The organism is Acidihalobacter yilgarnensis, from assembly GCF_001753245.1.
Lineage (GTDB): Bacteria > Pseudomonadota > Gammaproteobacteria > DSM-5130 > Acidihalobacteraceae > Acidihalobacter > Acidihalobacter yilgarnensis.
The window spans coordinates 2,915,625-2,929,701 of sequence record NZ_CP017415.1; the positions used below are offsets into that span (position 1 = coordinate 2,915,625).

Here is a 14,077-nt window from a genome sequence, read left to right on the forward strand (position 1 = left end):
GGAAGACAACAGGGTGGAAGCCGCCACGAACACCCACCCAAGATGCCCGCTCATCGCCCACCTCCCTGCCGAGTCAGCTGTGAATGATATCGTCCGCGAAGCGGTTGCGCCGGCATGATGGGCTGCCGGATACTGCCTGCCGTCCGGAAGACACCGCCGACCAAGACTTCGCCCGACATGACACCCATCATTCCGATGCTCGCTACCTTGCTCGCCCTCGGTCTGGCGGTGTTGGCCGGCGCGCTCATTCGCCGCCGCAAGACACCGTCCTCACCCCTGCCCGAGCATATCGATGCACTGCTGCCACAGACACAGTGTGGCCAATGCGGCTATCCGGGCTGCATGCCCTACGCCCAGGCAATCGCCGCTGGCCAGGCGGAAATCAATCAGTGTCCGCCCGGTGGGGACCGTACGATTCGCTCACTAGCGAAACTGCTCACGCGCGACCCCATGCCGCTGGACCTGGCGCGGGGCAGGCACAAACCAAGAGCCGTGGCCCTGATAGACGAAACCGCCTGCATCGGCTGCACCCTGTGTATCCAGGCCTGCCCGGTGGACGCCATCGTCGGAGCCGCCAAACGCATGCACACGGTCATTGCAGCCGAATGCACCGGATGCGAACTGTGCATACCGCCCTGCCCGGTCGACTGCATCGAGATGGAACCAGCCAAACCAGACACCTGGCGCTGGCCCTTCACCGAAAGCCCGCGCCGGCTGGCCCGGCAGCGCGCCAACCTCGCGCGGCGACGCCACAACACCCGCCAGCGCCGGCTGGCCTCCGAGCAACGTGCGCGCGAGGCGCGCCTCGCGCGCAAACGCCTCGCCGACGCACCACAACCATCTGCCAGCGACCCCAGACAGATCGCGATTCAGGCAGCGATCGAGCGCGTCAAGGTCAAGAAGGCGGCGATCAAGGCCGCTGCAAAACCATCGCCACAGGACGCAGACTGAGCAACACCCGTGCCGATCGCGCGGGGCGGGATGAAATTCGGTAAACTCTGATATACTTTAATGCTCTCTAAAGGCCTTCTCTCCGGCCGAGGCATCGCCTCGCGGACATTCGAACGTATGGCTGAAGAAACCGTTTCGAACATCGACCGAACCAATGGGGACGCCTCATGAGCGCCTCGTCGGCCGGTTTTGACCTACGAACGTTATTCCGGTCCGGCGCCCGCCGGGCCATCCGTGTCGTGGCGGGCTGCCACGACCGCGCAGACTGCTCCCATAACGATATCGACGCATAGGAGAACCTGAATATGTCCGGCCACTTCCCTTTCGCAGGCACCCGAGGCACCCGTTACGGCCTAGCGCCCCGCATGACCATCAGCGCCTTCTACGAAAAGCAACAGTACAACTATGGATTGCAAGAGGCCTATTACAAGTGGTGGTACGAATGGGCCAAGGCCTTCGTCGAGCAGGATGCCGACCTGAAGGCGACCATGGGCGGCCGCTTCAACCATTACCCCATGGGTCAGCATTCCGAGCACAGTTTTCACCTCAACGATCGCTACTGGGCCAGTTGCATGGACGATCTAGGTGCCTTCATCCGCAACACCGTCTTCCCCAAGCTTGACGACAAGGCCATGCATAAACTTGAGGCCGATCATGACAAGTTGCTCAAGGATCTCAAGGCGCGCATCAAGGAAAGCGGCTATGAGCCAGCTCCCGACGTCGGCCATTTCCGCCACGTCTGATCTTTCCGGGAATCAGCAGCCCACGCACACCGATTAGGGTGCGTGGGCATCTCCAAACCATGAATAACGACACCCGCCGGCTTCTCTTCGAGCGCCTGCGCGCAGCCAATCCCGCGCCGACCACCGAACTGAACTACGCCACACCCTTCGAGTTGCTGGTAGCGGTCGTGCTGTCCGCTCAGGCTACCGACAAGGGCGTGAACAAGGCAACGGCGCGACTGTTTCCCATGGCCAACACCCCTCGGACGATCCTAGAACTCGGCCTCGACGGTCTCAAAGAATCCATCCGCACCATCGGCCTCTACAACACCAAGGCCGAAAACATCATCAAAACCTGCCGGCTGCTGATCGAGCGCCACGGCAGCGAAGTACCGCGCGACCGCGCCGCGCTGGAGGCACTGCCAGGCGTCGGCCGCAAGACTGCCAACGTGATCCTGAATACCGCCTTCGGCGAGCCGACGATCGCCGTAGACACACATATTTTCCGTGTGTCCAACCGCACCGGCCTCGCGCCGGGCAAGAACGTGCTCGAAGTCGAACGACGCCTGCTCAAGGTGGTACCCCGCGAATTTCGCCAGGACGCGCATCACTGGCTGATCCTGCATGGCCGTTACGTCTGCACTGCACGCGCCCCCAAGTGTCCGGTCTGTCCGGTCGCCGATCTCTGTGACGCCCAGCGACGTGCCTCCTCGCACCGTACCCGCAATCGTTCCTTGAACGCCTAGCCCTGCCGATCCAGCGTATTCAAACCCAGTAGCGCGTGCACCGCTGCGATCAGCGCGCGCGGCACGAAACCGAAGGGCGAACGCCCGCCGCCAGCCTCGCACCACAACCACGCCGCTCGCAGGCCATACAGCCAGACCAAGGCCGAATCGTCCCCGATCGGGTCGCGCCTCATGCTCACCGGCAACAGATGTCGTGCGAATAAAACCAGCGCGACGTAACGTCGTGAGACGTCCAATACCTCGATCCGGCGCAACTCATCGAACAGCTCGCCCTGCGTTCGTCGGTGCCGTCGGTGCCGTCGGAGCCGGCGCGCCCAGCGTACATAATGATGTACCGCATCCAGTAGCGGTGCCTGCGTATGGTCCGCCACATCCAGAGCCGCCAGCATCAAAAAACTCCGCAAGCCAGAGTCAAGCGTTTCCCGACCACCCAATGCATATTCCACAGAACCCGCATTCAGAAGTGGACCCGGGAAATTGGACAGCCCGCTAAGTGCTCTCTCGGGTTATGCCGCCAGTCTGGCGGCGGATTCGTAGTACACGCTGTCGGGGGTGCGCCGGTCCAGTGACTGGTGCCGCCTCTCAGCGTTGTAGAAGGCCAGGTATCGCCCCAGTGACCTTCGTGCATCGGCGATATTGTCGTAGGCCTTCAGATACACCTCCTCATATTTCACGCTGCGCCACAGGCGCTCGACGAACACGTTATCGACCCACCGACCCTTGCCATCCATGCTGATGCGGATGCCATGGTGCTTGAGAACGCCGGTGAACGCCTCGCTCGTGAACTGACTCCCCTGGTCGGTATTGAAGATCTCCGGGGCGCCGTAGGCCTCGATCGCCTCCTCAAGCGCATCGACGCAGAAGCTCACATCGAGCGTGTTCGATACGCGCCAGGAGAGCACCTTGCGCGAGTGCCAGTCCATGATGGCCACCAGATACACAAAGCCCCGCGCCATCGGGATGTAGGTCACGTCGGTCGCCCAGACCTGGTTCGGGCGGTCGATAACCCGATCCCGCAGCAGGTACGGATAGACCTTGTGCGCCTGATTGGCCAAGCTGAGGTTGCGCTTCGGGTACTGTGCCCTCAGGTCCATCGTGCGCATCAGGCGCTGAACCCGCTTGCGGTTTACGCGGTGACCCTGGTCTTCCAACCAGTCGTGGATGCGTCGGCTGCCATAGAAAGGATACTTCAGGTGGCAGCGATCAATCAGCGCCATGAGTTCCAGTTCCTCGTCTGTAACCGGCTTGGCCACGCGGTAGAACGTCGAGCGCGGCAGGTCCAGCAACGCGCATTGCCGCCTTACCGGCAGCGGATCCTGACGATCTATCATTGCTTTCCTCTGGGCCCGTGAATCCGTTCGAGCCCGCGTTCTAAAAAATCATTCTCCATCGTCAGCTGGCCGATCTTGGCGTGCAACTGCTCAATGGTTTCGGCCGACTGTTCAGCCTTCTGTGCGCCCTTGCCGAACACATCCGAGGCGTTGCTCAGCAGCTGCTTCTTCCAGTCCGCGATCTGATTGGCATGTACATCGAACTTCTTGACCAACTCAGCCATCGTCAGGTCACCCTGTAGCGCTGCAAGCGCTACCTTGGCCTTGAACTCAGGCGAATGGTTTCGTCTTTTCCGTCTCATCGCTTCTCTCCAGAGCGTCTCGCTCATGATGAAGGAAGCACTTATCAGCGTTCAATCACTGTCCAATCAGGTGGGTCCAGTTCTTTCAATCGCAGGATCACGGTTACAAGGCGAGCGCGCGCCACATCCGGCAAGCCATCACGCGCATAGCCGGCGGCTTGAACCATCGCTGCCGCCGCCAGTGCGCAATCGCGCATTTCACGCTCATCGCGCATACGGATTCGCGCCCCCCGCAACCCACCCAACAGAGTGAGCGCAGCCATCTCAATCAACAGGCGACCCGAAAGGCCGAACATAGCGAAATCTCCATGCAGTGCCGTGATTAATGCAGGGAGGAAATGGAGGAGAACAGCGACGCCCACAGCATTTCCGGGCGCCGCTGCTGGGCAGGCAAGATCGCGCTAGTCACCCAGGACAGGCTTGCGATCACCCTCGCCGTACAACGCGTAAGCTTCCTCGCCGTGTACGGCATCGTCGCCGATTAGCAAGCTCTCCTCATCCATGCGCAGCGGCGTGATGAAGGAAATGATCTTGAGCAACACAAAAGTCATGACGACATTGAGTACGATGATGAAGCCCGCACCGAGTAATTGCAGCAATACCTGATGGAAGTTTCCGTAAAGCCAGCCACCCGGCGTCGTCAGTCCGAAGGCCTTGCACAAATCCGGGGTCGCCAGTACTCCCGTCAGCACACCACCCAGCACACCGGCGACTGCGTGCGTGTGGAAGACACCCAAGGTATCGTCCACTTTATGAAAAATACGCATGCGTTTGCCGAGGATATTCATCGTGAACCAGGGCACGCTGCCGGAGACGAGGCCAATTACAATAGCGCCGTAACCGTTGACCACCCCGGCCGCCGGCGTGATCGCAACCAAACCGGTAATCATGCCTTGTATCGCACCGATCACCGACGGCTTCTTGAAATACATCACATCGATGACCGTCCAGGTCAGCAGGCTGACCGCAGTCGCAATATTCGTGTTGAGCACGGCCACGCCGGCATCTGCGCTTGCCGAATAAGGGTCGCCGCCATTAAAGCCATCCCAGCCCAGCCATAGCAATCCAGCCCCCACCAGCGCCAGAAGAATATTGTTGGGCAGGAAGCTCTCGCGATCGCGTTGCAGTCGTGGTCCTACCATCGCAGCCGCCACAAAGCCGGCGATACCCGCCGACAAATGAATGACATACCCGCCGGAATAATCGATGACGCCCAGCTGCGCAAGCCAACCGCCGCCCCATAGGCTGAACGCACCCACCACATAGGAGAACGTAAGCCACAACGGCACGAACAATACCCATGCCTTGAAACTCATTCGTCCGAGCACCGCTCCGGCCAGGATGATCAACGTGATCGCGGCGAACACGAACTGAAAGAAAATCATCGTGGCCATAGGGAAGGCAGCCGTTGCGCCTGCCGCAGGGATATCGGCCTGGGACAACTCATAGTGCCCCATTAACGCAGGACCCGGCATGCCCAGAAAGGGCCACAACTTGGGACCGAAACCCATGTTGTATCCCCACAATATCCACGCCACCAACACAGCCGCGAAGGCATACAGCGCCATGAATGCCGAATTGATCGCCCATTTCTTCTTGACGATGCCGCCGTACAGCACCACCAGTCCCGGCACACTCTGCAAGCCCACGATCGTGGCAGCTGCAAGCTGCCACGCATTGTCACCCGTATTAAGCCAATGACCCGCCATCTCTACGCTCCTTGTCCTGTTCGTGATCGAATCGACGCACTGATTCAGCGCGAAAACCGCCACTCATGCAGGCAAGTTGCATACCAAAAAAGAAAACCCTCACAAGTCCTAACCTGCAAGGTAATTAATTGATTTTTCTAATTAAAAATAGACATAAAAAGAGTGCATTAAAAATTAATCCGCACTAAAAAAATACATCCATTTAAATTATTTAAAGTGGAACTTATGGTCGACAGGTCGCGCGCAAAAACCGCTATTCCCTAACGCGGCGTCACCCGACCCAAAGGGCCAACGCACCCAACAACATGCAATAAATCGCGTAGGGACGTAAGGCACTGACTTCATGTTCGCTGAACCAACGCATCAAAAACCAAGTCGAAAACCAAGCACATACACCCGCCAGCAAACCCGCCAGCACGATGACATGGACCAGACCACCAGGTACGCCATGATGTAGCAGTTTTGGCACTTCCAGTACGCCAGCCGCTGCAATAATCGGGGTCGCCAGCAGGAAGGAGAAGCGTGCCGAGGCGGCGTAGTCCAGACCCGCCCCCAGGCCAGCAACCAAAGTTGCGCCTGAACGGGACATCCCCGGAATCAGGGCAATCGATTGCGCGAGACCAATGACGAGCGCCTTACCCCAGGTGAGCTTATCCAGGCCACCATCGGGTGTCCTGCGCTTAAGGCTATCGCCGATTAACAACATGAGGCCATTGATCATCAGAAAAATCGCCGCCAGCTCGAACAGCCCAAATAGCCGGCTGATTTGATGATGCAGGGCCAAGCCGATCAAACCTGCGGGAATCGTGCCCGTGACCAACATCCAAAACAGGCGGGCTTCGGCATTACTGGCACCACCGCGCGCGCGCCACAAACCGTTGAACAAACGCCACCAGTCTCGCCAAAAATAGATCAACAACGCCGAAGCCGTACCCAGATGCAGGACCACGATAAAGGGCAAGAACCAGGGCGCATCGCGATCGATTGGCCAATGCAGCATGCCCGGCACCAGCACGCTATGGCCGAGGCTGCTGATTGGGAACAACTCGGTCACGCCTTGCAGGATAGCCATGAGAAAAAGGTGCAGGCTGGAAGGCTCGGTCATGGACATCTCTCGGCTGATAAGCGGGTCGCCAGTCTAGCGAAGGCTTGGGCGCTGGCAAAGCACTACGGGTGACCGTTTCGTAAGTCTGCAGCCGCGACTTAGAGGCTTGAAGCTTTGCTCGACCAACAGCATAGTGTGGCCCTGCCCGAGACAACATCAGGAAATGCTCATGGACCACTGGTTGGAAGGCCGCGTCATCGAGAAACGGCAATGGACCGACAAGCTGTTCACGCTGCGCATTGACGCGCCCATGGATACCTTCAAACCCGGCCAATTCGCTCGCGTCGCGCTCGATATCGATGGAGAGCGGATCGCTCGTCCCTATTCCTGCGTGAATACGCCGGACGCGCCCTATCTGGAAATCTACTACAACACCGTCGAAAACGGCCCGTTGACCACGGCGCTGTTATCCGTTGGCGTCGGCGACTCAATCTGGGTAGCGCGCACGGCCTCGGGCTTTTTCACACTCGACGAAGTCCCAGATGCAGAGAATCTATGGATGATCTCCAGCGGCACGGGTCTAGGCGTCTTCATTTGCCTGCTCAAGACCGAAGCGGCCTGGCGACGCTTCGACAATATCCGCCTGATCCATGCCGTGCGCCAGGCACAGGAACTGAGCTACCGCGATGAAATCGCTGCCATCAAAACCGCCCACCCCGGACATTTCGACTACATCCCTTTCGTCAGTCGCGAATCTCTCCCGGATGCCCTTGAGGGTCGCATCCCGCAAGCCATCGAAGACGGCCGCCTGGAGGCCCGCGCAGGTCTGCGTTTCGATCCGGATAGCGCACAGGTAATGATCTGCGGCAACATGGACATGATCCGCGACACCAGCACGGCACTCAACGCACGCGGTCTGCGGCGCAACCGCCGGCGCGAACCCGGCCATATCACAACCGAAAAATACTGGTAGGTCGCTGACTCAGTTGGGGCCGTGGAACAGCGGCTCGATCCGTTTGAGCGCATCCTGCCCCCCACGCAGTATCAGTACGTCTCCCGCCTCCAGACACATGCCATCGTCCGGATGCTCGCCGCGGATACCACCTCTACGGATCGCCTCCACCCGGATGCCGACCGCGCCCAGCTCCAGCGCCGCGAGCGTACTGCCGACGGCCTTACCCTCGGGATGCACCGTGACGCTGTGCAGGCGATCGCGCAAAGCCTCTGCCTCGCCCGCGAACAGGCCACGCAGACTGCGGTAATGATCCGCACGCTCTTGTTCGATGCGCTCGTTGATCACATCGTCGGGAATATCCAAGCGCTGCAGCAATACACGCGCAAGCAGCATGCTCGATTCGAGCGTTTCGGGCACGACCTGCGTCGCCCCCGCGTGTTCGAGTCGTTCGAGATCGGCCTCATCGCGAGTACGCACCAGGATGGGTAGATCACCCCGCCGCTTGCGTGTCGCCTCGATGATGCGTTCGGCGGTATGCGCATCGTCGAAGGTAATGACCATGGCCCGAGCACGCGCCAAACCCGCAGCACGCAGGATTTCCCCGTGGGTGCTGTCACCGTAGAACACGTGCTCGCCCGCCTCCCAGGCGTCGCGGATCAGATACGGGTCCAGATCCAGAGCCACGTAGTCGATCCCGTCCGCTCGCAGAAAGCGCGCCAAATTCTGACCGATACGACCGAAACCGCAGATAATGACGTGCTCGCCGAGTTCCCGCGCGGCCCAGCCGAGATGCCGGGTCTCGGTATAGCGACCCTTCAGATAGGAACGCGCGAACAGCGCCTTGGCAATACGCCCGTTGTAGCGCAGCAACGGTGGCGCCAGCAGCATGCTGAGGATGATCGTGGCGAGAATTGCCTGACTGTCGGTAGGCGAAAGCAGATGGCGGTTGAGCGCCAACGCCAACAGGGCGAAACCGAATTCGCCGCCCTGCGCCAGCGCAAGCCCCGTACGCAGGGCCACGCCATTTTCGTATCCGAGCCAGCGGGTCAGGAGCATCACCAGTAAGCCCTTGCCCAGCACCAAGCCGACCAGCATCAAGAGCACCAGCGGCCAAACCGATGACAGGGTATGTAGGTTCAGCTGTAGACCGATGCTGATGAAAAACACGCCCATCAGCACATCGCGGAAGGAGCGGATGTCAGTCTCGATCTGATGCTTGTATTCGGTCTCGCTGAGCATCATGCCGGCGAGGAAGGCACCCATCGCCAGCGAAAGCCCCAACAAATAGGTCAACCAGGCCGCTGTCAGCGTCACCAGCAGGACCGTCAAGGTGAACAGCTCCGTGGAACGAGCGGCGGCAATCACATGAAACAGCGGCCGCAGCAGCCAGCGTCCCGCCGCGAGCATGATCGCGAGCGCGAGTACACCCTTGAGCAGGGCGATACCGAGCGACAGCCACAAACCGTCCAATGCCCCGCCGGCCAAAATCGGGATGGCCACCAGAAAGGGCACTACCGCCAAATCCTGAAAAAGCAGTACGCCGAGCGCCAGCCTGCCGTGCCGCGAATGAATCTCCAGCTGTTCATTGAGCTGCTTGACCACGATAGCGGTCGACGACATGGCAAGCGCCCCGCCCGCGACCAGTGCACCGGCCCAATGCACGCCCGACAGCCAAGCAATCAATGCCCCAGCCAAAGTCGAGAGCAACACCTGCGCGCCACCCAGACCCAGCACGATGCGCCGCATCGTCAGAAAATGCCCGATGGAGAACTCAAGCCCGATGGTAAACAGTAGAAACACCACCCCGATCTCGGCGAGCAGATGGATCAGGTCGCTGTCTTGCAACAAACCGATGGCGTGCGGGCCGATGACGATACCGACGAATAAGTATCCCAGTACCGGCGGCAGGTGTAGACGTCTGAATATCGATACGCCCAGCACCGAGCAAGCCAGCAGGATCAATACCCCCTCAATGGCGTGGTGTTCCATCCCGCCCCCTAAACGGTATGACGCGGCCTGGCAGCGGCGCCTCGGACGCCGGTTCTGCTTCGGCATCCCGAGGCCAGTCTGCCCTGACCAGTTCCGGTGATTGTCCCAGGCAGATCGCCTCGCCCTGACGGCGATCATGTCCATCCACGCTGAATTCGAATCCATAGCTGCGGCGTACGCGTACCCTGCCGCTCGAATCTCTGGCTAGGCCCAGACGACGGACTGCGACCGTCTCGTCGAGCAATTGCACCTGCTCACGCGCGCAGGCCCGCCGGCAGGCCTTGAGCGCGGCCTCGCGGGCACGCAGCGAAGCCAGCCACCACCACACCAATGCGCCCAGAATCCCCAGCAGCAATATACTCATGGGAAACGAGTGTACCCCAGTGAGGATACGCAACGGAGTGGCGGATGTGGCAAAGTGTGATGCCTGACGATTTGTCCGAAAACGATAATGCCACCCGACATTCAATACCTCACGGACTTGGTCATCCGCACCGCGCGGACCGAACTGACGCCACGATTCCGACGTGTCGTCGCCGAACGCAAGACCGATGGAAGTCTACTCACCGAGGCCGATCTGGCCATGGATCGCGCCCTGCGCATCGCTCTCGCCCGCGACTGGCCGCAGATTGACTTCCTCAGCGAGGAAATGTCTCCGGACGCACAGGCAGAATGCCTCGCCTCGGGGCGCCCGCTGTGGTGCCTGGACCCCCTCGACGGCACCAGCAATTTCGCCGCCGGCCTGCCACTTTACAGCGTGTCGCTTGCGCTACTGGTCGAGGGACAACCCGCCCTCGGGGTAATTTACGATCCGGAACGGGGAGAATGCTTCAGCGCCGTACGTGGCGGTGGCGCCTGTCTCGACGGCCAGCCGCTCGAACCCCGTGCCGAGACCAGCGAACTTGCACGCGCGGTCGGTATCGTCGACTTCAAGCGCCTGTCCAAGTCACTTGCCGAACGGCTGGTGCGCGAACCGCCCTACCACTCACAACGCAACCTCGGCAGCTGCGCACTGGAGTGGTGCTGGCTCGCCGCGGGCCGTGGCGATTTTTATCTGCACGGCGGTATGCGTCTTTGGGACCTCGCGGCCGGTAGCCTGATTCTGGCTGAAGCCGGCGGGCAGGCGCTTACCCTGGAGGGCGAAACGGTGTTCCGGGCGGAGACAGGACCGCGCTCTGTCATCGCCACCCGCAACGTCACTCTGTTCGAGTCATTGCTGAACACACTATCCGTTCCCGGGAGGGCGCCTAAATGAACGACAAGCCAAGCATTCCCGCCAAAGACGTCGACTGGCGCGACCGCCTCAGTCCCGAGCAATTCCGCGTGGCCCGCGAGGGCGGCACCGAACCGGCATTTACCGGCTGCTACTGGGACCATCATGAACCGGGGCTCTACCGATGCGTCTGCTGTGGCGAGGCACTGTTCCGCAGCGGCGAGAAATTCGATTCCGGCAGCGGCTGGCCAAGCTACTGGCAACCGACCGACGAAGCGGCTGTCCGCACGATCGAGGATCACAGTCACGGCATGCGCCGGATCGAGGCCCGCTGCACCCGTTGCGACGCCCACCTCGGCCATGTCTTCCCTGATGGCCCGCCGCCCACCGGCTTGCGCTATTGCATCAACTCCGCATCGCTCGATTTTGAAGCCGACGACTCAATCTGACCTGGAGACAATCCATGGGTACATTCCAGCAATGGCTCGGCGGTCTGCAACACCTGTTACCCCCTCTTGGCCTGCTGCTCGGCGGCGCGCTCGCCATTATCCTGCTGCAACGTTGGCTCGGCCGTGCGCTTGCCCGCCTGCGACGGCACACGCCCATGTCCATCGACACCGCCCTATTCCTGCAGCGACTTGGCGCCGGCCTGCTGTGGACCGTGCTCGCGCTCGTTGTGCTGCGCTTCATGGGTATCAACGTCGACGGGCTGTGGGCCATCATCGCCAGTACGCTGGCAGTACTCGGGGTTGGTTTGCTGGCGGTCTGGACCATGGTCAGCAACATCACCGCCAGCCTGTTCATTTGGATCTGGCGGCCCTATGAGCTGGGTGAACGCATCGAGTTGCTACCCGATGGGCTGAAGGGACGCGCGATCGACCGCAACCTGATGTTTACAGAGATCCGGGAGGAAGACGGCAGCACCCTCATGGTCCCGAACAATCTATTTTTCCAGCGTGTGATTCGCCGAGCCCCGAACGATGGACACAAGGCTGCATTGGAACGCTGGGAAAGCGAAGGCAAGTAATCGCGCCCAGCTAACACTGCTCCCAAGGCAAACCCTCAAAACGCCAACCTGCCAGCGTGCTGCGATGATGTTGAGCATCCAACGGGCCTTCAAAGCCACCCTCAACATGGAAAATTCGCGCAAACCCAGCCTCCAGCAGCGCCTGTCCCGCCTCCAGAGAACGGCGCCCGCTACGACAGATCAGCACTACGGCTGGGCAGTCGCCATCCACACACCGGCTCCCGCCGAGCATCAGCTCGCGCAACTGTGCGACAAAGCGAGGATTAGGTGTCCAGTCGGGCTCATCTAGCCACGCGATGTGTACTGCGCCGACCGGGTGCCCAATCATCAGATATTCCATGGTCGAGCGGATATCGACCAATAAGGTCTGCGGCTCTTCCTGCAGCAACCGGCTAGCCTCGGTCGGGTTAAGCGCACCCAACATCTCGTCGCTCATGAGAACCCACCTTCCATCCGAGCCGCCTCAAGGGCCACCCATACATTAATTGTATTCATGGATACGAAATATAAATGAACGCCCCCGTGATGTCATCGCCCGTTTACACGGGCGGCAATGGTCGAGCAACCTTCAGGTGCCCAGCACAGAACGCCGGGTCGGCGCGGTGAAGTCGATGACTGGCCCGCGCGGTATCAACCCGCGCGGATTCAGCTCCGGGTGACTGGTGTAATAATGTCGCTTGATCTGATCCATGTTCACCGTCCCGGCGACACCCGGCACTTGATAGAGCGCACGCGTGTAATCCCACAGCTCTGGGTAATCAGCAATGCGCTGGCGATTGCACTTGAAATGTACGTAATAGACCGCGTCGAAGCGCACCAGGGTGGTGAAGAGCCGCCAATCCGCCTCTGTGACCGAGTCGCCCGCCAGCCAATCCTGCCCTCGTAAACGCGCCTCCAGACGGTCCAGTGTCGAGAACAAGTCGCCGAAGGCCTGCTCGTAGGCCGCTTGAGTCTCAGCAAAACCCGCTCGGTAGACCCCGTTGTTGACGCGCTCGTATACCTCGGCGTTGACCTCGTCGATCACCTCGCGTAACGGTATCGGATACAAATCCGGCCCCGGTTTCGCAAAGGCGGTGAAGGACTCGTTAAGCATCCGAATAATCTCGGAGGACTCGTTGTTGACGATGGTCTGGCGCTGCTTGTCCCAGAGGACCGGCACGGTCACGATGCCGCTGTAGTCCGATTGGGCACGACTGTACAACTCATACAGGTAGGCCGCACCGTACAAGGCATCGCCGTCTGAGCCCGGATAACGCTCGAAGGACCAACCCTCGGGTCCCATGTAGGGATGTACCACTGAATACGAAATCACCGACTCGAGCCCTTTGAGCAGGCGGAAAATCAGCGTTCGGTGCGCCCAGGGACAGGCGAGCGAAACATACAGATGGTAGCGATCTGCTTCGGCAGGGAAACCACCTTCGCCGGTCGGCCCAGGTTGGCCGTCCGCGGTCACCCAGTTGCGAAACTGGGAATCCTTACGCACGAATTCACCACTTTCGGTTTCGTGTGACATCCAGTCGCCTTGGATTTTACCCTTGATCAACAGACTCATTTCATCTCCTCAGTCGCGCTTGGCCAAGCCATCAAGGCTGATGCGCCCGGCGCCGACCGCGGCGACTACCAACAGACCGCCAGCAAACGACAAATCGCCCATCAGCAAAATTTTCTGCATCCCATTGGCGATATCGTGGTGGAAAATGATCGCGGTAACGACACTGAATACGGATAGGGCCAGGGCGACCCAACGCGTCTGCCAACCGAATACCAAGGCAGCACCACCGCCAACCTCAAGCAGGATCACCAGTGGCAAAAGCACTGCCGGCACGCCATGTGCCGCCATATATTGCGCAGTACCGTGGTAGGCCAAAATCTTGTCGATACCGGCGATGACAAATATCTGCGCCAGCAGGACGCGTCCGGCGAGCATGGCAAGGTTACGCATGTCAGACTCCTATGATGATGGGGGTCACGCCTCGTGCGCGACCGACCTCACTAGGGTATGACAGGCTGGACAACCCAGCGCAGGAAATTTCTGAGTAACTCGCTCAGGAATTTTGCACGTTTAGGGTGCAACGCCGACCGTACGG

The 14,077-nt window shown here is 60.2% G+C and carries 16 protein-coding genes and 1 pseudogene; 7 read left to right on the forward strand and 10 right to left on the reverse strand.

Annotated elements, in window-relative coordinates; translation table 11 throughout:
* Window positions 1-195 precede the first annotated feature (195 nt).
* The 3 genes and pseudogenes from rsxB to nth all read left to right on the forward strand — a co-directional run.
* Window positions 196-753, forward strand: a pseudogene (gene rsxB / locus BI364_RS14040) (electron transport complex subunit RsxB); the annotation flags it as partial.
* Between the two features lie 503 nt (window positions 754-1,256).
* Window positions 1,257-1,694: a hypothetical protein gene (locus tag BI364_RS14045; RefSeq protein ID WP_070079281.1), complete on the forward strand. Its 438-nt coding sequence runs from the start codon at window positions 1,257-1,259 to the stop codon at window positions 1,692-1,694.
* Window positions 1,695-1,753: 59 nt separating this feature from the next.
* Window positions 1,754-2,419, forward strand: a complete 666-nt coding sequence (gene nth, locus BI364_RS14050) for an endonuclease III (RefSeq protein ID WP_070079282.1) — start codon at window positions 1,754-1,756, stop codon at window positions 2,417-2,419.
* Here nth and BI364_RS14055 read toward each other — a convergent pair.
* The 5 genes from BI364_RS14055 to BI364_RS14080 all read right to left on the reverse strand — a co-directional run bounded on the left by BI364_RS14055 (window position 2,416) and on the right by BI364_RS14080 (window position 6,866).
* Complete coding sequence (locus BI364_RS14055; protein ID WP_156782774.1) at window positions 2,416-2,808, reverse strand: hypothetical protein; 393 nt, start codon at window positions 2,806-2,808, stop codon at window positions 2,416-2,418. The genes nth and BI364_RS14055 overlap by 4 nt on opposite strands.
* A 117-nt stretch (window positions 2,809-2,925) precedes the next feature.
* Window positions 2,926-4,052 (reverse strand): IS3 family transposase gene (locus BI364_RS14060; RefSeq protein WP_233279523.1). Its coding sequence is split into 2 segments (ribosomal slippage): window positions 2,926-3,791 and window positions 3,791-4,052, totalling 1,128 coding nucleotides; the frame shifts between segments, so codons are not numbered across the junction.
* A gap of 44 nt (window positions 4,053-4,096) precedes the next feature.
* A complete protein-coding gene (locus BI364_RS14070; protein ID WP_070079284.1) occupies window positions 4,097-4,348 on the reverse strand; it encodes a hypothetical protein in 252 nt (83 codons plus the stop codon).
* Between the two features lie 105 nt (window positions 4,349-4,453).
* Entirely contained in the window at window positions 4,454-5,761 is a 1,308-nt protein-coding gene (locus BI364_RS14075) for an ammonium transporter (RefSeq protein WP_070079285.1), read from the reverse strand.
* Between the two features lie 271 nt (window positions 5,762-6,032).
* Window positions 6,033-6,866, reverse strand: coding sequence for an undecaprenyl-diphosphate phosphatase (locus BI364_RS14080; RefSeq protein ID WP_070079286.1), 834 nt, complete (start codon window positions 6,864-6,866; stop codon window positions 6,033-6,035).
* A gap of 169 nt (window positions 6,867-7,035) precedes the next feature.
* Here BI364_RS14080 and BI364_RS14085 point away from each other — a divergent pair, with 169 nt between their 5' ends.
* Window positions 7,036-7,779, forward strand: coding sequence for a ferredoxin--NADP reductase (locus BI364_RS14085; RefSeq protein WP_070080092.1), 744 nt, complete (start codon window positions 7,036-7,038; stop codon window positions 7,777-7,779).
* A gap of 9 nt (window positions 7,780-7,788) precedes the next feature.
* Here BI364_RS14085 and BI364_RS14090 read toward each other — a convergent pair whose 3' ends face one another.
* Complete coding sequence (locus tag BI364_RS14090) at window positions 7,789-9,750, reverse strand: cation:proton antiporter (protein WP_070079287.1); 1,962 nt, start codon at window positions 9,748-9,750, stop codon at window positions 7,789-7,791.
* Window positions 9,731-10,114 carry a DUF3301 domain-containing protein gene (locus tag BI364_RS14095; protein ID WP_070079288.1) on the reverse strand — a complete coding sequence of 128 codons (384 nt, stop codon included), beginning with the start codon at window positions 10,112-10,114 and terminating at the stop codon, window positions 9,731-9,733. Before BI364_RS14095 ends, BI364_RS14090 begins: the two co-directional genes overlap by 20 nt.
* A gap of 87 nt (window positions 10,115-10,201) precedes the next feature.
* Here BI364_RS14095 and BI364_RS14100 point away from each other — a divergent pair, with 87 nt between their 5' ends.
* Genes BI364_RS14100 through BI364_RS14110 form a run of 3 tightly spaced genes read left to right on the forward strand, consistent with a single transcriptional unit; the run spans window position 10,202 to window position 11,990 of the window.
* Entirely contained in the window at window positions 10,202-11,005 is an 804-nt protein-coding gene (locus BI364_RS14100) for an inositol monophosphatase family protein (protein WP_070079289.1), read from the forward strand.
* On the forward strand, window positions 11,002-11,412 hold the full coding sequence (gene msrB / locus BI364_RS14105) for a peptide-methionine (R)-S-oxide reductase MsrB (RefSeq protein ID WP_070079290.1): 411 nt from the start codon (window positions 11,002-11,004) through the stop codon (window positions 11,410-11,412). Before BI364_RS14100 ends, msrB begins: the two co-directional genes overlap by 4 nt.
* Window positions 11,413-11,426: 14 nt before the next feature.
* Window positions 11,427-11,990 (forward strand): mechanosensitive ion channel domain-containing protein, encoded by a 564-nt coding sequence (locus BI364_RS14110; RefSeq protein ID WP_070079291.1) that lies wholly within the window; start codon window positions 11,427-11,429, stop codon window positions 11,988-11,990.
* Window positions 11,991-12,000: 10 nt separating this feature from the next.
* On the opposite strand, the gene BI364_RS14115 is transcribed toward BI364_RS14110, so the two are convergent.
* The 3 genes from BI364_RS14115 to BI364_RS14125 form a co-directional block, all read right to left on the reverse strand.
* Window positions 12,001-12,426 carry a rhodanese-like domain-containing protein gene (locus tag BI364_RS14115; RefSeq protein WP_070079292.1) on the reverse strand — a complete coding sequence of 142 codons (426 nt, stop codon included), beginning with the start codon at window positions 12,424-12,426 and terminating at the stop codon, window positions 12,001-12,003.
* Between the two features lie 132 nt (window positions 12,427-12,558).
* On the reverse strand, window positions 12,559-13,542 hold the full coding sequence (locus tag BI364_RS14120; protein ID WP_070079293.1) for a glutathione S-transferase family protein: 984 nt from the start codon (window positions 13,540-13,542) through the stop codon (window positions 12,559-12,561).
* A gap of 9 nt (window positions 13,543-13,551) precedes the next feature.
* A complete protein-coding gene (locus BI364_RS14125) occupies window positions 13,552-13,932 on the reverse strand; it encodes a DoxX family protein (RefSeq protein WP_070079294.1) in 381 nt (126 codons plus the stop codon).
* Window positions 13,933-14,077 lie beyond the last annotated feature (145 nt).

Coding starts and splice junctions, on each gene's coding strand:
- msrB (WP_070079290.1), top strand. CDS start 11,002: ATGAACGACAAGCCAAGCATTCCCGCCAAAGACGTCGACTGGCGCGAC.
- BI364_RS14085 (WP_070080092.1), top strand. CDS start 7,036: ATGGACCACTGGTTGGAAGGCCGCGTCATCGAGAAACGGCAATGGACC.
- BI364_RS14120 (WP_070079293.1), bottom strand. CDS start 13,542: ATGAGTCTGTTGATCAAGGGTAAAATCCAAGGCGACTGGATGTCACAC.
- BI364_RS14080 (WP_070079286.1), bottom strand. CDS start 6,866: ATGACCGAGCCTTCCAGCCTGCACCTTTTTCTCATGGCTATCCTGCAA.
- BI364_RS14125 (WP_070079294.1), bottom strand. CDS start 13,932: ATGCGTAACCTTGCCATGCTCGCCGGACGCGTCCTGCTGGCGCAGATA.
- BI364_RS14075 (WP_070079285.1), bottom strand. CDS start 5,761: ATGGCGGGTCATTGGCTTAATACGGGTGACAATGCGTGGCAGCTTGCA.
- BI364_RS14100 (WP_070079289.1), top strand. CDS start 10,202: ATGCCACCCGACATTCAATACCTCACGGACTTGGTCATCCGCACCGCG.
- BI364_RS14110 (WP_070079291.1), top strand. CDS start 11,427: ATGGGTACATTCCAGCAATGGCTCGGCGGTCTGCAACACCTGTTACCC.
- nth (WP_070079282.1), top strand. CDS start 1,754: ATGAATAACGACACCCGCCGGCTTCTCTTCGAGCGCCTGCGCGCAGCC.
- BI364_RS14095 (WP_070079288.1), bottom strand. CDS start 10,114: ATGAGTATATTGCTGCTGGGGATTCTGGGCGCATTGGTGTGGTGGTGG.
- BI364_RS14055 (WP_156782774.1), bottom strand. CDS start 2,808: ATGCTGGCGGCTCTGGATGTGGCGGACCATACGCAGGCACCGCTACTG.
- BI364_RS14070 (WP_070079284.1), bottom strand. CDS start 4,348: ATGTTCGGCCTTTCGGGTCGCCTGTTGATTGAGATGGCTGCGCTCACT.
- BI364_RS14115 (WP_070079292.1), bottom strand. CDS start 12,426: ATGAGCGACGAGATGTTGGGTGCGCTTAACCCGACCGAGGCTAGCCGG.
- BI364_RS14045 (WP_070079281.1), top strand. CDS start 1,257: ATGTCCGGCCACTTCCCTTTCGCAGGCACCCGAGGCACCCGTTACGGC.
- BI364_RS14090 (WP_070079287.1), bottom strand. CDS start 9,750: ATGGAACACCACGCCATTGAGGGGGTATTGATCCTGCTGGCTTGCTCG.